The 14,071-nt window shown below is 68.8% G+C and carries 14 protein-coding genes; 5 read left to right on the top strand and 9 right to left on the bottom strand.

What is annotated here, in order from left to right; translation table 11 throughout:
- Nucleotides 1–144: 144 nt before the first annotated feature.
- The 4 genes from ACFOWZ_RS44270 to ACFOWZ_RS44255 are packed head-to-tail and all read right to left on the bottom strand — an operon-like array spanning nt 145 to nt 2,737.
- A complete protein-coding gene (locus ACFOWZ_RS44270; RefSeq protein WP_382380119.1) occupies nt 145–1,263 on the bottom strand; it encodes a site-specific integrase in 1,119 nt (372 codons plus the stop codon).
- Nucleotides 1,260–2,039, bottom strand: coding sequence for a threonine aldolase family protein (locus ACFOWZ_RS44265; RefSeq protein ID WP_382380117.1), 780 nt, complete (start codon nt 2,037–2,039; stop codon nt 1,260–1,262). Before ACFOWZ_RS44265 ends, ACFOWZ_RS44270 begins: the two co-directional genes overlap by 4 nt.
- On the bottom strand, nt 2,000–2,305 hold the full coding sequence (locus ACFOWZ_RS44260) for a beta-eliminating lyase-related protein (RefSeq protein ID WP_382380115.1): 306 nt from the start codon (nt 2,303–2,305) through the stop codon (nt 2,000–2,002). Before ACFOWZ_RS44260 ends, ACFOWZ_RS44265 begins: the two co-directional genes overlap by 40 nt.
- Nucleotides 2,306–2,365: 60 nt before the next feature.
- Nucleotides 2,366–2,737 carry a DUF4180 domain-containing protein gene (locus tag ACFOWZ_RS44255; protein ID WP_382380113.1) on the bottom strand — a complete coding sequence of 124 codons (372 nt, stop codon included), beginning with the start codon at nt 2,735–2,737 and terminating at the stop codon, nt 2,366–2,368.
- On the opposite strand from ACFOWZ_RS44255, the gene ACFOWZ_RS44250 reads away from it, so the two are divergent.
- From ACFOWZ_RS44250 to add, 3 genes are all read left to right on the top strand, one after another.
- A complete protein-coding gene (locus ACFOWZ_RS44250) occupies nt 2,736–2,897 on the top strand; it encodes a hypothetical protein (protein ID WP_382380111.1) in 162 nt (53 codons plus the stop codon). The two genes, ACFOWZ_RS44255 and ACFOWZ_RS44250, sit on opposite strands and share 2 nt — an antisense overlap.
- A 522-nt stretch (nt 2,898–3,419) precedes the next feature.
- Nucleotides 3,420–4,175, top strand: a complete 756-nt coding sequence (locus tag ACFOWZ_RS44245) for an alpha/beta hydrolase (RefSeq protein ID WP_382380109.1) — start codon at nt 3,420–3,422, stop codon at nt 4,173–4,175.
- A 475-nt stretch (nt 4,176–4,650) separates the two neighbouring features.
- Entirely contained in the window at nt 4,651–5,625 is a 975-nt protein-coding gene (gene add / locus ACFOWZ_RS44240; protein WP_382380107.1) for an adenosine deaminase, read from the top strand.
- Between the two features lie 400 nt (nt 5,626–6,025).
- On the opposite strand, the gene ACFOWZ_RS44235 is transcribed toward add, so the two are convergent.
- From ACFOWZ_RS44235 to ACFOWZ_RS44225, 3 genes are read right to left on the bottom strand one after another with little or no spacing between them, the layout of a single operon-like run.
- On the bottom strand, nt 6,026–6,352 hold the full coding sequence (locus ACFOWZ_RS44235; RefSeq protein WP_382380105.1) for a hypothetical protein: 327 nt from the start codon (nt 6,350–6,352) through the stop codon (nt 6,026–6,028).
- On the bottom strand, nt 6,352–6,912 hold the full coding sequence (locus ACFOWZ_RS44230) for a DUF4240 domain-containing protein (protein WP_382380103.1): 561 nt from the start codon (nt 6,910–6,912) through the stop codon (nt 6,352–6,354). The genes ACFOWZ_RS44235 and ACFOWZ_RS44230 overlap by 1 nt, the downstream gene beginning before the upstream one ends.
- Before the next feature lie 57 nt (nt 6,913–6,969).
- Complete coding sequence (locus ACFOWZ_RS44225) at nt 6,970–7,551, bottom strand: DUF4240 domain-containing protein (RefSeq protein ID WP_382380101.1); 582 nt, start codon at nt 7,549–7,551, stop codon at nt 6,970–6,972.
- A 214-nt stretch (nt 7,552–7,765) separates the two neighbouring features.
- Between ACFOWZ_RS44225 and hrpA the strand changes: the two genes are divergently transcribed.
- Together hrpA and ACFOWZ_RS44215 are read left to right on the top strand one after the other, a co-directional pair.
- Entirely contained in the window at nt 7,766–11,632 is a 3,867-nt protein-coding gene (hrpA, locus tag ACFOWZ_RS44220; RefSeq protein WP_382380099.1) for an ATP-dependent RNA helicase HrpA, read from the top strand.
- 18 nt (nt 11,633–11,650) lie between these two features.
- Nucleotides 11,651–11,971 (top strand): hypothetical protein, encoded by a 321-nt coding sequence (locus ACFOWZ_RS44215; RefSeq protein ID WP_382380097.1) that lies wholly within the window; start codon nt 11,651–11,653, stop codon nt 11,969–11,971.
- A gap of 336 nt (nt 11,972–12,307) precedes the next feature.
- On the opposite strand, the gene ACFOWZ_RS44210 is transcribed toward ACFOWZ_RS44215, so the two are convergent.
- The gene (locus ACFOWZ_RS44210) at nt 12,308–13,078 is read right to left on the bottom strand and encodes an ATP-binding cassette domain-containing protein (protein WP_382380095.1); all 771 of its coding nucleotides are present in this window, start codon (nt 13,076–13,078) and stop codon (nt 12,308–12,310) included.
- Nucleotides 13,075–14,043 (bottom strand): ABC transporter permease, encoded by a 969-nt coding sequence (locus ACFOWZ_RS44205; RefSeq protein ID WP_382380093.1) that lies wholly within the window; start codon nt 14,041–14,043, stop codon nt 13,075–13,077. The genes ACFOWZ_RS44210 and ACFOWZ_RS44205 overlap by 4 nt, the downstream gene beginning before the upstream one ends.
- Nucleotides 14,044–14,071: the final 28 nt, after the last annotated feature.

Below are 14,071 nucleotides of genomic sequence, written 5' to 3'. Positions count from 1 at the left end.
GCAGCTCAACCAGTGTGGAAACACGGCGGAAACTTTCGGGTTCAGCCGTGCGGACGGTCCAGTCCGCTGCTCCGGTTGGTGCAGCCCTACCGGAGGGGATCTTGTTTACAGTTAACCTCGCGACCTGAGATCTGGGTCACAAATTCACAGGCCTAAACGGGTGACCGCGTTGTCCTCGAGAGGGTTCGCCGTCCGGATGTAGCGGTGCACGGTGCGCGGGTTGGTCCACCGGCCCTGCCGCATGATCTCCCGATCGCTCGCCCCGCCCAGCGCCGCCTGCGTCGCGAACCCCGCCCGCAGCGAATGCCCGCCGAACAACGCCGGATCCAGCCCCGCCTTGAGCGCGTACCGCTTCACCAGCTCCGCCACCGCACGCCCCGACATCGCCTGCGACCCGATGCCGCCGTGCCGGTTGATCACCGGGAACACCGCGCCCTGACGAGGTGGCTGGGCATAGGAGTGGCAGCGGTGCAGGCCCGTCTCGGCGACGTCCTTGCCGTCGAGCACGTCCGCCCAGTCCGCGAACGCGCACACCGGGCACGTCGGACGACGACTCCCGCGAGGCAACACCACCGACTGCTGATGACGGCCCGTCTGATCGGTCTTCGTCGTCCCCAGCCGAATCAACAACAACGGCTCGTGCGTGCGCGGATCCACGTCCACGCTCACGTCCTCGAACTCGATCTGCGCGAGCTCACTGCGCCGCAACGCCCCCGCGAACCCCACGAGCAGCAGCAACGCGTCCCTCGCCCGTGCGGGCCCTTCCGCCGGACGCTCGTTGAGCAGAGCTTCGAGCGTGTCGAGCAACACCGGCCGTTTGCGCCTGGGCTGCGACTTGCGTGTGCGCCGGATACCTCTGAGCGTCAGCCGCACCACGTCACTGCGCGTCGGACTCGGCAACCCGTTCGCCGCGTGCACCGCCGCGATCGCCGCCGACTTGCGTTCCAACGTGGAAGCCCCGAACGCCGGTGACCCGTCCTCCTTGACCGTGTCCGCCGCGGCCGCCAGGTACACCGCCACGTCCAGCGGATCCGCCGGCAACGCCTGCCGCCCCTCGGCCTGGCACCAGCCCGCCCACGCGATCCAGTCCGACCGGTACGCGCGCACGGTGTTCGGCGACTGCGCACTGCGCAGATACCCGCTCAACGACGCCGCCTGCTCGTCGTCGAACCGCTCCCGCACGCGCGCGAGCGCCTCACCGTCGATCAGCACCGAGTGCGACACCCGCACCAGCGCGTGCGCGACGGGTTCAGGCAGGCTCACACCCGCGATCGTAGACCTCTGATCAACTCCGCGACCTCGCGCGGCGCGAACCCCAGCGCATCGATCCCCACGCTGATCTCGAAGCGGCACCGCCCTGGATCCGGGCTGGACCGCGCGTACAGGAACAACTTGATCCCCGTCTCCTCCAGCAGGTTCCTCGCGGCCTGTTCCGCATCCCGCTTCGACAGAGGCAGATGAACGTGGAACAGGGGAGTGGCCGGTTCGGCGGGCGTCGTGTGCGCGAACCCGTCGGCGTTGATCGCCTCCGCCAGCGCCCGCGCGTGAGCCGCGAACTCCGCCATCCGCGGCAGGTTCTCGTCCATGCCCATCAACGCGATCGCCGCCAACGGCCACGCGTCCGCGATCGCACCACCCAACCGCCGCCGCCACACCGCCGCGTGCCCGATCGTCTCCGCATCCCCGGCCAGCACCGCGCCGCGGACACCTTCGAGTCCTTTGTAGAGCGACACGTACACGGTGTCGAACAGCCCCGCGATCTCGTGCAGCTCCGCGTCGTACCCGGTCTGCGCCTCCCACAACCGCGCACCGTCGCAATGCGCCGCCGCCCCAGCCCGCTTCACCCATTCGGTTTGCGCTTGGAGCTCCTCCAACGTCGGCAGCTGCCCGCCGATGTCACGCTGCGGCAGCTCGATCACCACGGCTGCGAGCGGCTCGTGCACGGCCTGGAGGTCTTTGAGCGTGAGCAGCGCGTTGTAGTCGCCCACCGCGTGGAACCTCAGGCCGTGCACGGCGCTGTACCCCTGGTTCTCCCACACCTGCAGATGCGTCTGCGGGTGTGGGAGAACGCGAACCTGCCGCGCCGCTCGGCATGCACCCTCAACGCCACCTGCTGCGCCATCGTCCCCGACGGGAAGAACAACGCCTTCTGCTTGCCCAGCAGGTTCGCGACCCGTTCCTCCAGCTCTCGCACCGGATCCTCGGGCGCGACATCCGGGCCGACGCGTTCAGCGAGGCGCCGCAGGACCTCGTGGGGCGATCGGCGCGGGCCGGCGTGGCTCGTCAGGGAACGGCGAATCTCCATACAACGGAGCCTAGCTATTGCCAGTGAGTTGCAATAGAGGGTGGCGTGTCTTGCTCGTGGTCAGGCGGCTGCGCTCAGTCGCGCGTCCAGCTCCTCTTCGTCCGCCACGAACCACAGCTGCCGACCCTTGTTCGACTCGTACACGAAGTCCCGCAACGCCGTGCTCGCCTGCACGTGTGCGGCGATGTCCCCGACCACGGCCACCCGGAACCCGTACTGCTGCAACTTCTGCACCACCGCGCCCGCCACGCGCGTGCGCAAGACGAAGAAGTCCTCGGCCAGCCGCTGCACGGGCAGCACCAACCACTGCACGTCCTGCCCCCACAACGTGCCGATCAAGTCCACAGCGGACTGCTCGTCGTGGATGGGCGGACCGTCGGGGGCGCACATGAGGACCGTCGCGCCGTGGCGCGTTTGCACAACATCAGGCATGGCACCGGAACCTAGCGGCGGGGTGGTGGCGGTGTCGCCCGGAATTCGGGCGGTGGGCTGGGAGGGTGCGGAACGCCGCGGTGGCGGCGGTGATGCCGTGGTGGTGGCGGTGGGGCGGGAACGCGGTGGTGGTGGGCGCGAGATGGTGGCGGCGAGGTGATCGTGGTGAGGCGATCGTGGTGAGGCGATCGTGGTGAGGCGATGGCGGTGGTGGTGATCGGAGTTGGCGCGGTGGGGGGTCGTGTCATTGGGTTCTGCTGGCGAGGCCGATTTCCGGTCACGGTCGCTCTTGGCTCTGCGTCGTCGTGCCGCGAACATCGCCCGCCACACCTGTTGCCCTCGCCGCGGACATCCCTCGGCTGCAACCGTTGCCCAGGCCGAGAACGTCGCGCGGTCGCAACCGCCGCCCTGCCACGGGTGTTGTCCTGGTGCGGGTCTTGCCCTGCCAAGGAGACTGTCCTGCCGCGAACGTCCTTTCGGCCGCAGATGCCCGGTCCTGCCGAATTCCGACGACCGGACCGGTGACCGCTTGATAGGGTCGCGCCACGCGATCAACTCGAGGAGGTGAGTCCCATCAACGCGGTCACCCCAGATGGGCGCTCCTCCACACTTCGGGCCTGACGCCTTCAGTCGCGCGTCGCCGCGGGAGCGCTCACAGCAGCCACCCGAAAGGCGATCGATCATGCGCTTTCTCTCCGAAACGACCACGAACGGCGTCACCGGACGTGACTTCGTCCACGACGGCGTCCCCGGCGTCCTCTGGACCCCAGCCGCCACCGACGCCCCCTCGCCACTCGTGCTGGGCGCGCACGGCGGCGGCCAGCACAAGCGAGCACCCCGGTCGGTCGATCACGCGGCGCGGTGCGTGGCCGCGGGCATGGCGGTCGTGACGCTCGACGCGCCCGCACACGGCGAGCGGCCGCGGTCCGCGGAGGACGAACGGATGGTGGCCGGGATCAGGTCGCGGGTCGCCGCGGGTCAGGACGCCGGCGAGCTGGTCGCCGAGTACAACGCGAGCCTTGCGCGCCAAGCCGTTCCCGAGTGGCGGTCCGTGCTCGACGAGGTGCTGGAGCTGCCCGAGATCAGCAGCGGGGGCGGGGCCGGGTTCTGGGGGATGTCCATGGGCAGCGTGATCGGGATCGAGCTGGTCGCGGCCGAGCCCAGGGTGGTGGCGGCGGTGTTCGGGCTGGTGGGCAGGACCGAACAGCTGGCGCTGGCCGCGGCGGGCGTGACGGTGCCGATGCGGTTTCTCCTGCAGTGGGACGACCAGCTGATCGCGCGTGAGGCCGGGCTGGCGATGTTCGACGCGTTCGCGTCCCGTGAGAAGGCGTTGCACGCCAATCCCGGTGGGCACGGCGACGTGCCTGAAGGCGAGATCTGCAGTGCGGTGGCCTTCCTCGCTGAGCGGCTCGGGGTCGGGCGGCTTGGTACCGAGTGAGTCGGGGCAGGGGTGGCTCAGTGCAGGGCGGCTCGGGTTGTGAGCGGGTGGCTGCGCCGGTGTCGTTTACATGCCAGGTCCGTTTTACATGCCCGGCCCGGTCTGTCCGTCGGGCCTGGGATGCCCATCGGGTCCGGGCTGCCCGTCGGGGTCCGTTCTACGTGCTGGTGCCGTTCCTGTGGGCCGGTGCCGGTTTGCCTGGCCGGCGTCGGCCTGCGTGAGTAGCTGGAGTTGGTCGGGTTCGTGCATCGCTGGTGGGCGTGCCCGGTAGTGCGCCGTCGGGATACCACGCCTGGCCTCCTTGTCCGCAGCCCCGCGCTCCTCCTTCCTTGCGGAGGTGAGTTGATCAAGAATTCCGGACATCTACCAGACGGGCTCAGGCGTGGATCCGGACGGGATTCACTCGTCCGGGTGGTGGTGGGAGCGGGGAAAAATCGCGGGCGGTGGGGTTTGGGGCTGGGTAGCGTCGGTGGTCATGCGTGATCTTGTTGCGTTGCCCAAGGCTCACCTGCATGTGCATCTGGAGAGCACTGTGTTGGCCGGCACGGTTGCCGAGCTTGCTGATCAGCACGGGGTTGATGTGCCGGTGCACGATGGGGGGTTTGCAGGGTTTGCTCCGTTTGCCGCGCACAACGGGGCCGTGCGGGACTGCCTGCGGCGAGCTGAGGACTTCAGCCGGATCGCTTACGAGTTCTGCGCCGAGGAAGCAGCGCAGGGGACTCGCTATGCCGAGGTCACGTTCACCGCGGCAGCGCACGGGGAACGGCTCGGGGATCCGGACATGCCGCTCGAGGCGGTGTTGTCCGGGCTCGCCGCAGGGCAGGCCGCCCACGGCATTGAATGCCGTGTGATCGTGGACCACCCCAGGAAGCGGTCGGTTGAACGGTTCGAGGCCTCGCTCCGGCTTGCGCTGGCGCATCCTCAGGTCGTGGCCATCGGGATGGCCGGTGCTGAGGACTACTCGCTGGCTCCCTTTGCCGGTGTGTTCCGGGCCGCGCGGGAGGCCGGGGTCGGGCTCGTGCACCACGCGGGGGAGTCCTGCGGGGCGGCGAGCGTTGCCGAGGCCGTTGCCGTCGGGCTCGCCGACCGGATCGGACACGGGTTCCGCGCGCTTGAGGATCCGGAAGTCCTGAAGCTGCTGCGGGACCGCGCCATACCGCTCGAAGTGTGCCCTTCGTCCAACGTCGCGCTGGGACTGGTCGAATCCGTCTCCTCTCATCCGCTGCCACTGCTCATCGACGCCGGGCTGGTCGTGACGCTCAGCACCGACATCCCTTCCTCCACCGACGCCACGCTCACCAGCGAGTACCGGCTCCTGCGCGACGTCCTCGGCTTCGACGACGACGCACTCGCGCGCATCGCCACCAACGCCGTCGACGCCTCCTTCGCGCCCGAGGACACGAAGACCTCGTTGCGCCAGGACATCGCTGCCTGGCGCGCCGGCTCGTGATCCGGGACCGCGCTGCCTCGAACGCGGTCTTCGGGCACGAAGGCTGTGCCGCGTTGAGGCGTCACGGCCTGGTACGCCCGTAGCCACGGGCCGCCTCGCTTGGTCGCGTGTGCCGATCGAGGCGCCACCGGAACCCAGGCGGGTCAGGTTGATCGCGCCGCGTGGAGGCATCCACGATCCGGGAGGCCGGCGAATGACTCTGGACCGTCTACGTGGACACGACCGCCACTGATGTGTCGTGTTCCACGACGGCCTTGCGGCGGGACATCGGGACGAGGCGCATTTGCTCCTCATCCCGGACAGCCCGATCGCGGATGTCGCTTGGGGCAACGTCAGCGAACGTTCCGTCCGGTGCCTGCCGCTCGTGTGCCACTACCGGCGATGCGACGGCGCTGGCGGGTCAGGACATTGCGACCTCCCGCGACGGCTCGAAGCACACGAGGCCGTGCCGTTCGGCCAGCAGCGCCACCAGGTCCAGCACCTGGCGGCGGGTCGGCCACACCACGTGCACGATCACGGCGTCGTTCCCCACCGTGAGGGCTTCGTCCCACGACACCGGGGATGACGGGTCTGGCGACGTCTGCCGCAGCTCCCGCACGAACGCCGCCACCGCCGGGTCGAAGGCGCCCAGCGGTGACGCGCGCAGCTCGGCGTAGCGGGCCGCCGCTTCTGCGGACGACGCCGGGCCGGGCGCCCGCCACACCACCACGTCGACACCGACGTCCATCACGCCACCTTTCCGAACAACGTGCCCAACTGCGGAATTCGCGCGGAGATCTCCGCCGGGTCCGCGAAGTCCCACTGCTCGCCCGGTGGTTCCGGCGACGTGAGCAACTCCAGGCCGCGTGAGGCCAGCTCCGCGTCCAGGTCGCCGTCGAACGCCTCGGCCGCCACGTGGTCGAGGCCCTCCCAGTCCGGCCAGTCGTCGTCCGCCCACGCGTGCACGCCGCCGCGTGAGGCCAGCAGCCGCACGTGGGGCAGCGACGCCAGCGCGTCCGGCGAGGCCGCCACCGCCTCGAACGCCTCCCGGCCCTGGCCGACCAGCCAGGCCTGGAAGTAGAAGAACCCGTCGTCCGAGCACAGGCCGCCGCAGATCACGTACGCCGCCTGCCAGTGCGCCCACGTGTCGACCCGACGTCGCACCTCGTCGAGCCGCAGCGCGAACTCCACCACCTCGGCACGAGGCAGCGCGGCCAGCGCGGCGGTCAGCCGCTCCAGCCGATCGTCCTGGTCACGAGCCTCCGCACCAGAGGACTCCACCAGGGCCCAGAACGCGTTCAGGTCCATGTCGAGCACGCTAGCGAGGGGGTCTGACAATTTTGGGAGCCTCCGGATCCGTGCTGGTCAGGCCGCCTCTGACAGGCCGGTCGCGAGTTCCCACAGCCTCGGTAACCGCACCGCGGCCTCCAGCGGGGAGTCCAGGTCCCACACCGGACCCGTGAACGGGCCCGCGTCCGTCACCGGCACGTGCCCCAGGGCCGCCAGTGCCCCGCGAAGCGACTGCCCGGTCGCCGTGAAGAACGCGTCGTGCGGCACCCGGTCCAGCCCTTCCCACACCGGCCACGCCGCGTCCGGCCACGACTGGGCGCCCACCGCCAGCAACGTCCGCACCGCCGGCACCTCCGCCAGTGCGTCCGGACACGCCGCCACCGACGCCAGCACCGACCGGCCCAGCCCGACCAGCCACGACTGGAACGCGAAGAACCGCTCCGCAGAACACAACCCGTCGCACAACACATAAGCCGCGTGCCAGTGCGAGAACGTGTTCACACGACCACGAGACGCCGACAACAAAGTCTCGAACCCGCAAATGTCACCAGGCGGCAGCAACGCGAGCCGCGACGCCAGCCACTCACGGCGTTCGCACTGGTCAGAGGTGACGGAAGCCGACTGGTCGAGCAGTCCCCAGAAGACGTCGAGATCCATACCGGCGACGTTATCGAGGGGGTCTGACAATTCTCGGCGTCCACCGATCGGGCCATTTCCGGGCAACGCCCGCAATCGCCGAACCCAGCGGCCGACGGCACTGGAGCGGCAGCAGCCGTGAGGCGTCCGGCGTGTCCGCGCCGCCACGCCGAGAGGACGCCTGACGGTTATTGACGCGAACCGGACCGGGCACCCTGACTATCCTTGAGCGCAAATGGACACCCCGCTCGCTGAACTGCACAAACGCCTGCCCGAGCTCATGCCGCGTGATCAACGCCGGCTCGCCAGGCGCCTCGACGGCGTACGCAAGGTCAAAGACCCCCTGGCGCGCCGCAAGATCACCGAGGAGATCGCCGCCCAGATCGACGAGGCCGCGCTCGCCGTCGCACTGCGCAGGGAGTCCGTTCCCAAGATCACCTATCCGCAAGAGCTCCCGGTCAGCCAGCACAAGGACGACATCAAAGAGCTCATCGCGAACCACCAGGTCGTGATCGTCGCCGGCGAAACGGGCTCCGGCAAGACCACCCAGCTGCCCAAGATCTGCCTGGAGCTCGGCCGCGGCATCACCGGCCAGATCGGCCACACCCAGCCGCGCAGGATCGCCGCCCGCACCGTCGCCGAACGCGTCGCCGAGGAGCTCGACACCAAGCTCGGTGACGCCGTCGGCTACAAGGTCCGCTTCACCGACCAGTCCGGCGACGACACCCTCGTCAAGCTCATGACCGACGGCATCCTGCTCGCGGAGATCCAGACCGACAGGACGCTGAGCCGCTACGACACGATCATCATCGACGAGGCCCACGAACGCAGCCTCAACGTCGACTTCCTGCTCGGCTACCTCAAGCAGCTCCTGCCGCGCCGCCCCGACCTCAAGATCGTCATCACCTCCGCCACGATCGACCCGCAGCGCTTCAGCCAGCACTTCGGCGACGCCCCGATCATCGAGGTCTCCGGCCGCACCTACCCCGTCGAGACCCGCTACCGGCCGCTGGAGGAGGACGACGACCAGACCCAGGGCATCATCAACGCCGTCCACGAACTGCAGGCGGAAGGCCCCGGCGACGTCCTGGTCTTCCTGTCCGGCGAACGCGAGATCCGCGACACCGCCGACGCCCTCAAGCAAGAGGACCTGAAGAACACCGAGATCCTCCCGCTCTACGCACGACTGTCCGTCGGCGAGCAGCACCGCGTCTTCCAACGGCATTCGGGCAGGAGGATCGTCCTGGCGACCAACGTCGCCGAGACCAGCCTCACCGTGCCGGGCATCAAGTACGTCATCGACCCCGGCAACGCCCGCATCTCCCGCTACAGCCACCGCCTCAAGGTCCAGCGCCTCCCGATCGAACCGATCAGCCAGGCGAGCGCCAACCAGCGCAAGGGCCGCTGCGGCCGCGTCAGCGAAGGCATCTGCATCCGCCTGTACTCCGAAGAGGACTTCGAGGCACGCCCCGAGTTCACCGACGCGGAGATCCTGCGCACCAACCTCGCCAGCGTCATCCTGCAGATGACCGCCATCGGGCTCGGTGACGTCGCGAAGTTCCCGTTCATCGACCCGCCCGACTCGCGCAACATCAACGACGGCATCGGCCTGCTGCAGGAGCTCGGCGCCATCAACGCCGCCGAGAAGAAGCTGACTCCGACCGGCCGCAAGCTCGCCCAGCTGCCCGTCGACCCCCGCCTGGGCCGCATGGTCCTGGAAGCCGACACCACCGGCTGCCTCAAAGAAGTCATGATCATCGCGGCGGCGCTGTCCATTCAGGACCCGCGCGAACGGCCCGCCGACCACCAGGAGGCCGCCACCCAGCAGCACGCGAGGTTCGTCGACAAGGAATCGGACTTCGTCACGTTCCTCAACCTCTGGCAGTACCTCAAGGAACAGCAGAAAGCGCTCAGCGGCAACCAGTTCCGCAAGCTGTGCAAGAACGAGTTCCTCAACTACCTGCGCGTGCGCGAATGGCAGGACATCTACCTGCAGCTGCGCCAGGTCGCCAAGCAGCTCGGCATGCACCTCGACGACCAGCCCGGCGACCCCCGCAACATCCACATCGCACTGCTGTCCGGTCTGCTCAGCCACATCGGTGTCAAGGACGTCCTCAAGAAGCAGGCGCCAGGCGAGAAACGCCGTCCGATGACGGAGTTCCTCGGCGCCCGCAACGCGAAGTTCGCGATCTTCCCCGGCTCCGCGCTGGCGAAGAAACCCCCGCAGTGGGTCATGGCCGCCGAGCTCGTCGAGACCAGCCGCCTGTGGGGCCGCATCGTCGCCAAGATCGAACCCGAATGGGCGGAACGGCTCGGCGAACACGTCGTCAAACGCCAGTACTCCGAGCCGCACTGGGAGAGCAAACGCGGCAGCGTCGTCGCCCTGGAGAAGGTGACGCTCTACGGCGTGCCGATCGTCGCCGGCCGCAAGGTCAACTACGGCCGCATCGACCCCGAACTGTCACGCGAGCTGTTCATCCGCCACGCCCTCGTGCAGGGGGAGTGGACCACCCACCACAAGTTCTTCCACACCAACCGCGCCCTGCTCGAGGAGGTCGAGGAGCTCGAGAACAGGGCACGGCGGCGCGACATCGTCGTCGACGAGGAGACGCTGTTCGAGTTCTACGACCAGCGCGTCGCCCCCGAGGTCGTGTCCGCGCGGCACTTCGACTCGTGGTGGAAGAAGCAGAAGGACAAGAACCAGCTCACCTTCACCAAGGACATGCTGGTCAACGACCGCGCCGACGTCAGCCCCGACGCCTACCCCGACCAGTGGCGCCAGGGCGAGCTCACGTTGCCGCTGAGCTACCACTTCGAACCGGGCACCAAGAACGACGGTGTGACCGTCCAGCTGCCGCTGCCCGCGCTCACCACGCTCGACGACGACGCGTTCTCCTGGCAGATCCCCGGCCTGCGCCACGACCTCGTCGTCGCGCTCATCCGGTCACTGCCCAAGCAGATCCGCCGCAACTTCGTGCCCGTGCCCGACGTCGCCACCGCCGTCCTCGCGCGCATCAAGCCCGAGGAAACCAGCCTGCTCTACGGGATCGAACGCGAGCTCAAGGCACTCACCGGTGTCACCGTGCACCGCGAGGACTGGCAGTTCGACGCCGTCCCGGACCACCTCAAGCTCACGTTCCAGGTCGTCGACGAGGACAACCGCACCCTCGCCGAGGGCAAGGACATCGCCGCGCTGAAGGAGAAACTGCGTGACGAGGTCCGGGAGTCGCTGAGCCAGGCCGCCGGCCACCTGGAACGAACCGGGCTGACGACGTGGGACTTCGACAGCCTCCCGAAGACGATCGAGCAACGGCAGTCCGGCATCACCGTCACCGCCTACCCCTCACTCGTCGACCAGGGCAACGCCGTCGCCGTCAAGGTCCTCGACACCCCCGGCCGCCAGGCCTACGCCCACCGCCGCGGCGTGCGCAGGCTTCTGCTGCTCGGCATCAACTCGCCCGTCAAGCACCTGCAGCGCCACCTCGACAACGCCGCCAAGCTCGCCCTGACCCGCAACCCGCACGGCGGGGTCGCGGCGCTGCTGTCGGACTGCATCACGGCCGCCGTCGACCGGCTCATGGGCGAACCCGCGTGGGACGCCAAGTCCTATGCGGCGCAACTGAAGAAGGTCCAGGCGGCGCTCAACGACACCACCTGGGTCGTCGTCCAGGAGGTCCGCAAGGTCCTGGAAGCCGCGCACGAAGCCGAGCTCAAGCTCAACGGCCTCAAGGGCGCGCCGGACTCGGTCGCCGACATCCGTGCCCACCTGAACTCGTTGGTGTACAAGGGATTCGTGACGAAGACCGGGTACGACCGGTTGCCCGACCTCGTGCGGTACCTCAAGGGCATCGCGCGGCGCGTCGAGAAGCTGCCGGAGAACCCGCGGCGCGACCTGGAGTGGACCGAGAAGGTCCATCAGGTGCACGCCGAGTACCGGGAGCTGCGGGCGCAGACGCCGGCCGACGAACCCGCGCCGGAGCTCGACGAGATCCGGTGGATGATCGAGGAACTGCGGCTGTCGTACTTCGCGCAGACCATCGGGACCCGCTACACGGTCAGCGACAAGCGCATCTACAAGGCGCTGGACGCTGTGCCCTTGTAGGGCGGGCTACCGTGGAACATGGACGTACCTGGGGATTCCACGTGGGTGGTCACGAGCACCGGCACGACCGACGGGCTGAACCCGACCTCACCCGAGGCGGTGCGTCAGGCCGACGAGGCCAGAGCGGTGGTGAACGAGGCGCTGCGGGAGGTGGTGGGTGACCTGACCCGGGAACTGGGTCACGAGCCCGTCTTCCACCTGCATCTCGTCCAGATCGCGGCGGAAGGCCAGGTGTGGCGGCGGGTGGACGCCGACACCGTGGAGGTGTCGGGCGAGCTGATGCGGTCGCGTCACCTCATCGCGCCGCTGGAGTCGGTCATCCGCGAGATCGCCCGCTGACCGCCGTCAGCGGTGTCCAGAAAAATGTCCAGAAGAACAGGCCACGAAACACCTGTGCGCCAACGGTCGACATGAGGGCTGCGACATCCCTGATGAGACCGAGAGAGAGGTGCACATGAGCGGCACAGCTGCGGAATGCACGCGCTGCCACCGGAGAACGGTCGAGTGCGGCACGTGCAAAGGACGGGGAAGCATCCAGTTCACCTTCGGCGACTGCACCACGTGCGACGGCACCGGCAGAGTCTGCCCGGTGGACGGAAAGCACTGGCACCGCTGAGCCCGGCACCGCCACCGGCCGTCACTCGCCGGAACGAGGACGGCCGGTGGCGCGACGAGCTAGGCGGCTTCCGGCGGTTCCATCGCGCCGGTCATGATCGCCACCGCGTCCGACATCGTCACCGACTTCGGGTCCACCACGGCCTTGCGGCGTCCCAGGCGCTGGATGTGGATACGGTCGGCCACCTCGAACACGTGTGGCATGTTGTGGCTGATGAGGATCACCGGCAGGCCCCGGTCCCGCACCTGCAGGATCAGGTCCAGCACGGCCCGTGACTCCCGCACGCCCAGGGCGGCGGTCGGCTCGTCCATGATCACCACACGGCTGCCGAACGCCGCCGCGCGTGCCACCGCCACGGCCTGGCGCTGGCCACCGGACAACGTCTCGACCGCCTGGCCCGGGTTCTGGATCGTCATGATCCCCAGCGCGTCGAGCTGGCGGCGCGCCTCCTCCCGCATGCCCGCGCGGTCGAGCATGCGGAACACCGAACCCAGCACGCCCGGACGGCGGCGTTCGCGGCCCAGGAACAGGTTCGCCGCGATGTCCAGCGACGGCGACACCGCCAGCGACTGGTGCACCGTCTCGATGCCGGCGCGGCGGGCGTCGAGCGGCGTCGAGAACGACACCTCGGAGCCGTCGACGAAGATCGTGCCCTCGTCCGGCACGACCGCGCCGGACAGGGCCTTGATCAGCGACGACTTGCCCGCGCCGTTGTCGCCGATCACCGCGAGGATCTCGCCCGGCATCAGCTCCAGGTCCGCGCCCGCAAGAGCGGTCACCTTGCCGTAGCGCTTCACCAGACCCGTGGCCTGCAACACCGGTGTGGTCATGGCTTGACCTTCCTGATCCACTGGTCCAGCGACACCGCCACGATGATCAGCACACCGACGGCCATCGTCTGCCACAGCACGTCCACGCCCGCCAGCGCCAGGCCGTTGCGGAACACACCGACGATCAACGCGCCCAGCAGCGACCCCACGATCGCGCCGCGGCCACCGAACAGCGACGTACCGCCGATCACCACAGCGGTGATGGAGTCCAGGTTGTCCAGCTGCCCGGCCTGCGGGGACGCCGAGGCGATCCGGCCGATCAACGTCCACGCCGCCAGCGCGTACACCAGCCCGGCGACCGCGTACACGCTCAGCAGCACCCGTGCGGTGCGGATACCGGACAGGCGCGAAGCCTCGGCGTCGTCACCGGTGGCGTAGACGTGCCGGCCCCACGCGGTGTTCTTCAGCACGAACGCCGTCAACGCCACCAGCACCACCAGCATGATCGAGCCGTAGGTGATGCGCGTGCCGCCGATGTTGAGCGTCTGGCCGGTCCACAGCAGCAGCGACGGCATGTCCGTGCCGCGGATCGTGGCGCTGCCCGAGTACCAGAGGTTCAACGCGAAGAACACGTTCAACGTGCCCAGCGTGACGATGAACGGCGGCAGCTTCAACCGCGTCACCAGCAGGCCGTTGACCAACCCGCACAGCGTTCCCACCACGAAACCCAGCAGCAACGCGGGCAGCCCCGGCAGACCCGTTTCCGCCGCGAACTTCGCCATCACGATCGACGTCAGCACCATGATCGCGCCGCACGACAGGTCGATGCCCGCCGTGAGGATCACGATCGTCTGCCCGACCGCGAGCGTCCCCACCACCGCGACCTGCTGCAGGATCAACGAGATGTTGCCCGGCGTCAGGAACCGCTCCGACAGCAGCGCGAACACGATCACCGCCACCAGCAGCACCACCGCGGGCCCGATCGTGGCCTGCGCGTGCAACAGGTGCTGAAGGCGCGTGAGCACTGAACGGTCGCGATGCTCCGGCAACGGG

The organism is Lentzea rhizosphaerae (assembly GCF_042649515.1).
In the GTDB taxonomy this organism is placed as follows: Bacteria; Actinomycetota; Actinomycetes; order Mycobacteriales; family Pseudonocardiaceae; genus Lentzea; species Lentzea aerocolonigenes.
This window is presented reverse-complemented; position numbering and strand designations above follow the sequence as displayed.

Excerpts from the sequence above, each read along its gene's own strand:
- hrpA (WP_382380099.1), top strand. The coding sequence starts at position 7,766 with ATGGACACCCCGCTCGCTGAACTGCACAAACGCCTGCCCGAGCTCATG.
- ACFOWZ_RS44250 (WP_382380111.1), top strand. The coding sequence starts at position 2,736 with ATGGCACCGGAACCTAGCGGCGGGGTGGTGGCGGTGTCGCCCGGAATT.
- ACFOWZ_RS44245 (WP_382380109.1), top strand. The coding sequence starts at position 3,420 with ATGCGCTTTCTCTCCGAAACGACCACGAACGGCGTCACCGGACGTGAC.
- ACFOWZ_RS44230 (WP_382380103.1), bottom strand. The coding sequence starts at position 6,912 with ATGGACCTGAACGCGTTCTGGGCCCTGGTGGAGTCCTCTGGTGCGGAG.
- ACFOWZ_RS44225 (WP_382380101.1), bottom strand. The coding sequence starts at position 7,551 with ATGGATCTCGACGTCTTCTGGGGACTGCTCGACCAGTCGGCTTCCGTC.
- add (WP_382380107.1), top strand. The coding sequence starts at position 4,651 with ATGCGTGATCTTGTTGCGTTGCCCAAGGCTCACCTGCATGTGCATCTG.
- ACFOWZ_RS44210 (WP_382380095.1), bottom strand. The coding sequence starts at position 13,078 with ATGACCACACCGGTGTTGCAGGCCACGGGTCTGGTGAAGCGCTACGGC.
- ACFOWZ_RS44260 (WP_382380115.1), bottom strand. The coding sequence starts at position 2,305 with ATGGAGATTCGCCGTTCCCTGACGAGCCACGCCGGCCCGCGCCGATCG.
- ACFOWZ_RS44215 (WP_382380097.1), top strand. The coding sequence starts at position 11,651 with ATGGACGTACCTGGGGATTCCACGTGGGTGGTCACGAGCACCGGCACG.
- ACFOWZ_RS44255 (WP_382380113.1), bottom strand. The coding sequence starts at position 2,737 with ATGCCTGATGTTGTGCAAACGCGCCACGGCGCGACGGTCCTCATGTGC.
- ACFOWZ_RS44235 (WP_382380105.1), bottom strand. The coding sequence starts at position 6,352 with ATGGACGTCGGTGTCGACGTGGTGGTGTGGCGGGCGCCCGGCCCGGCG.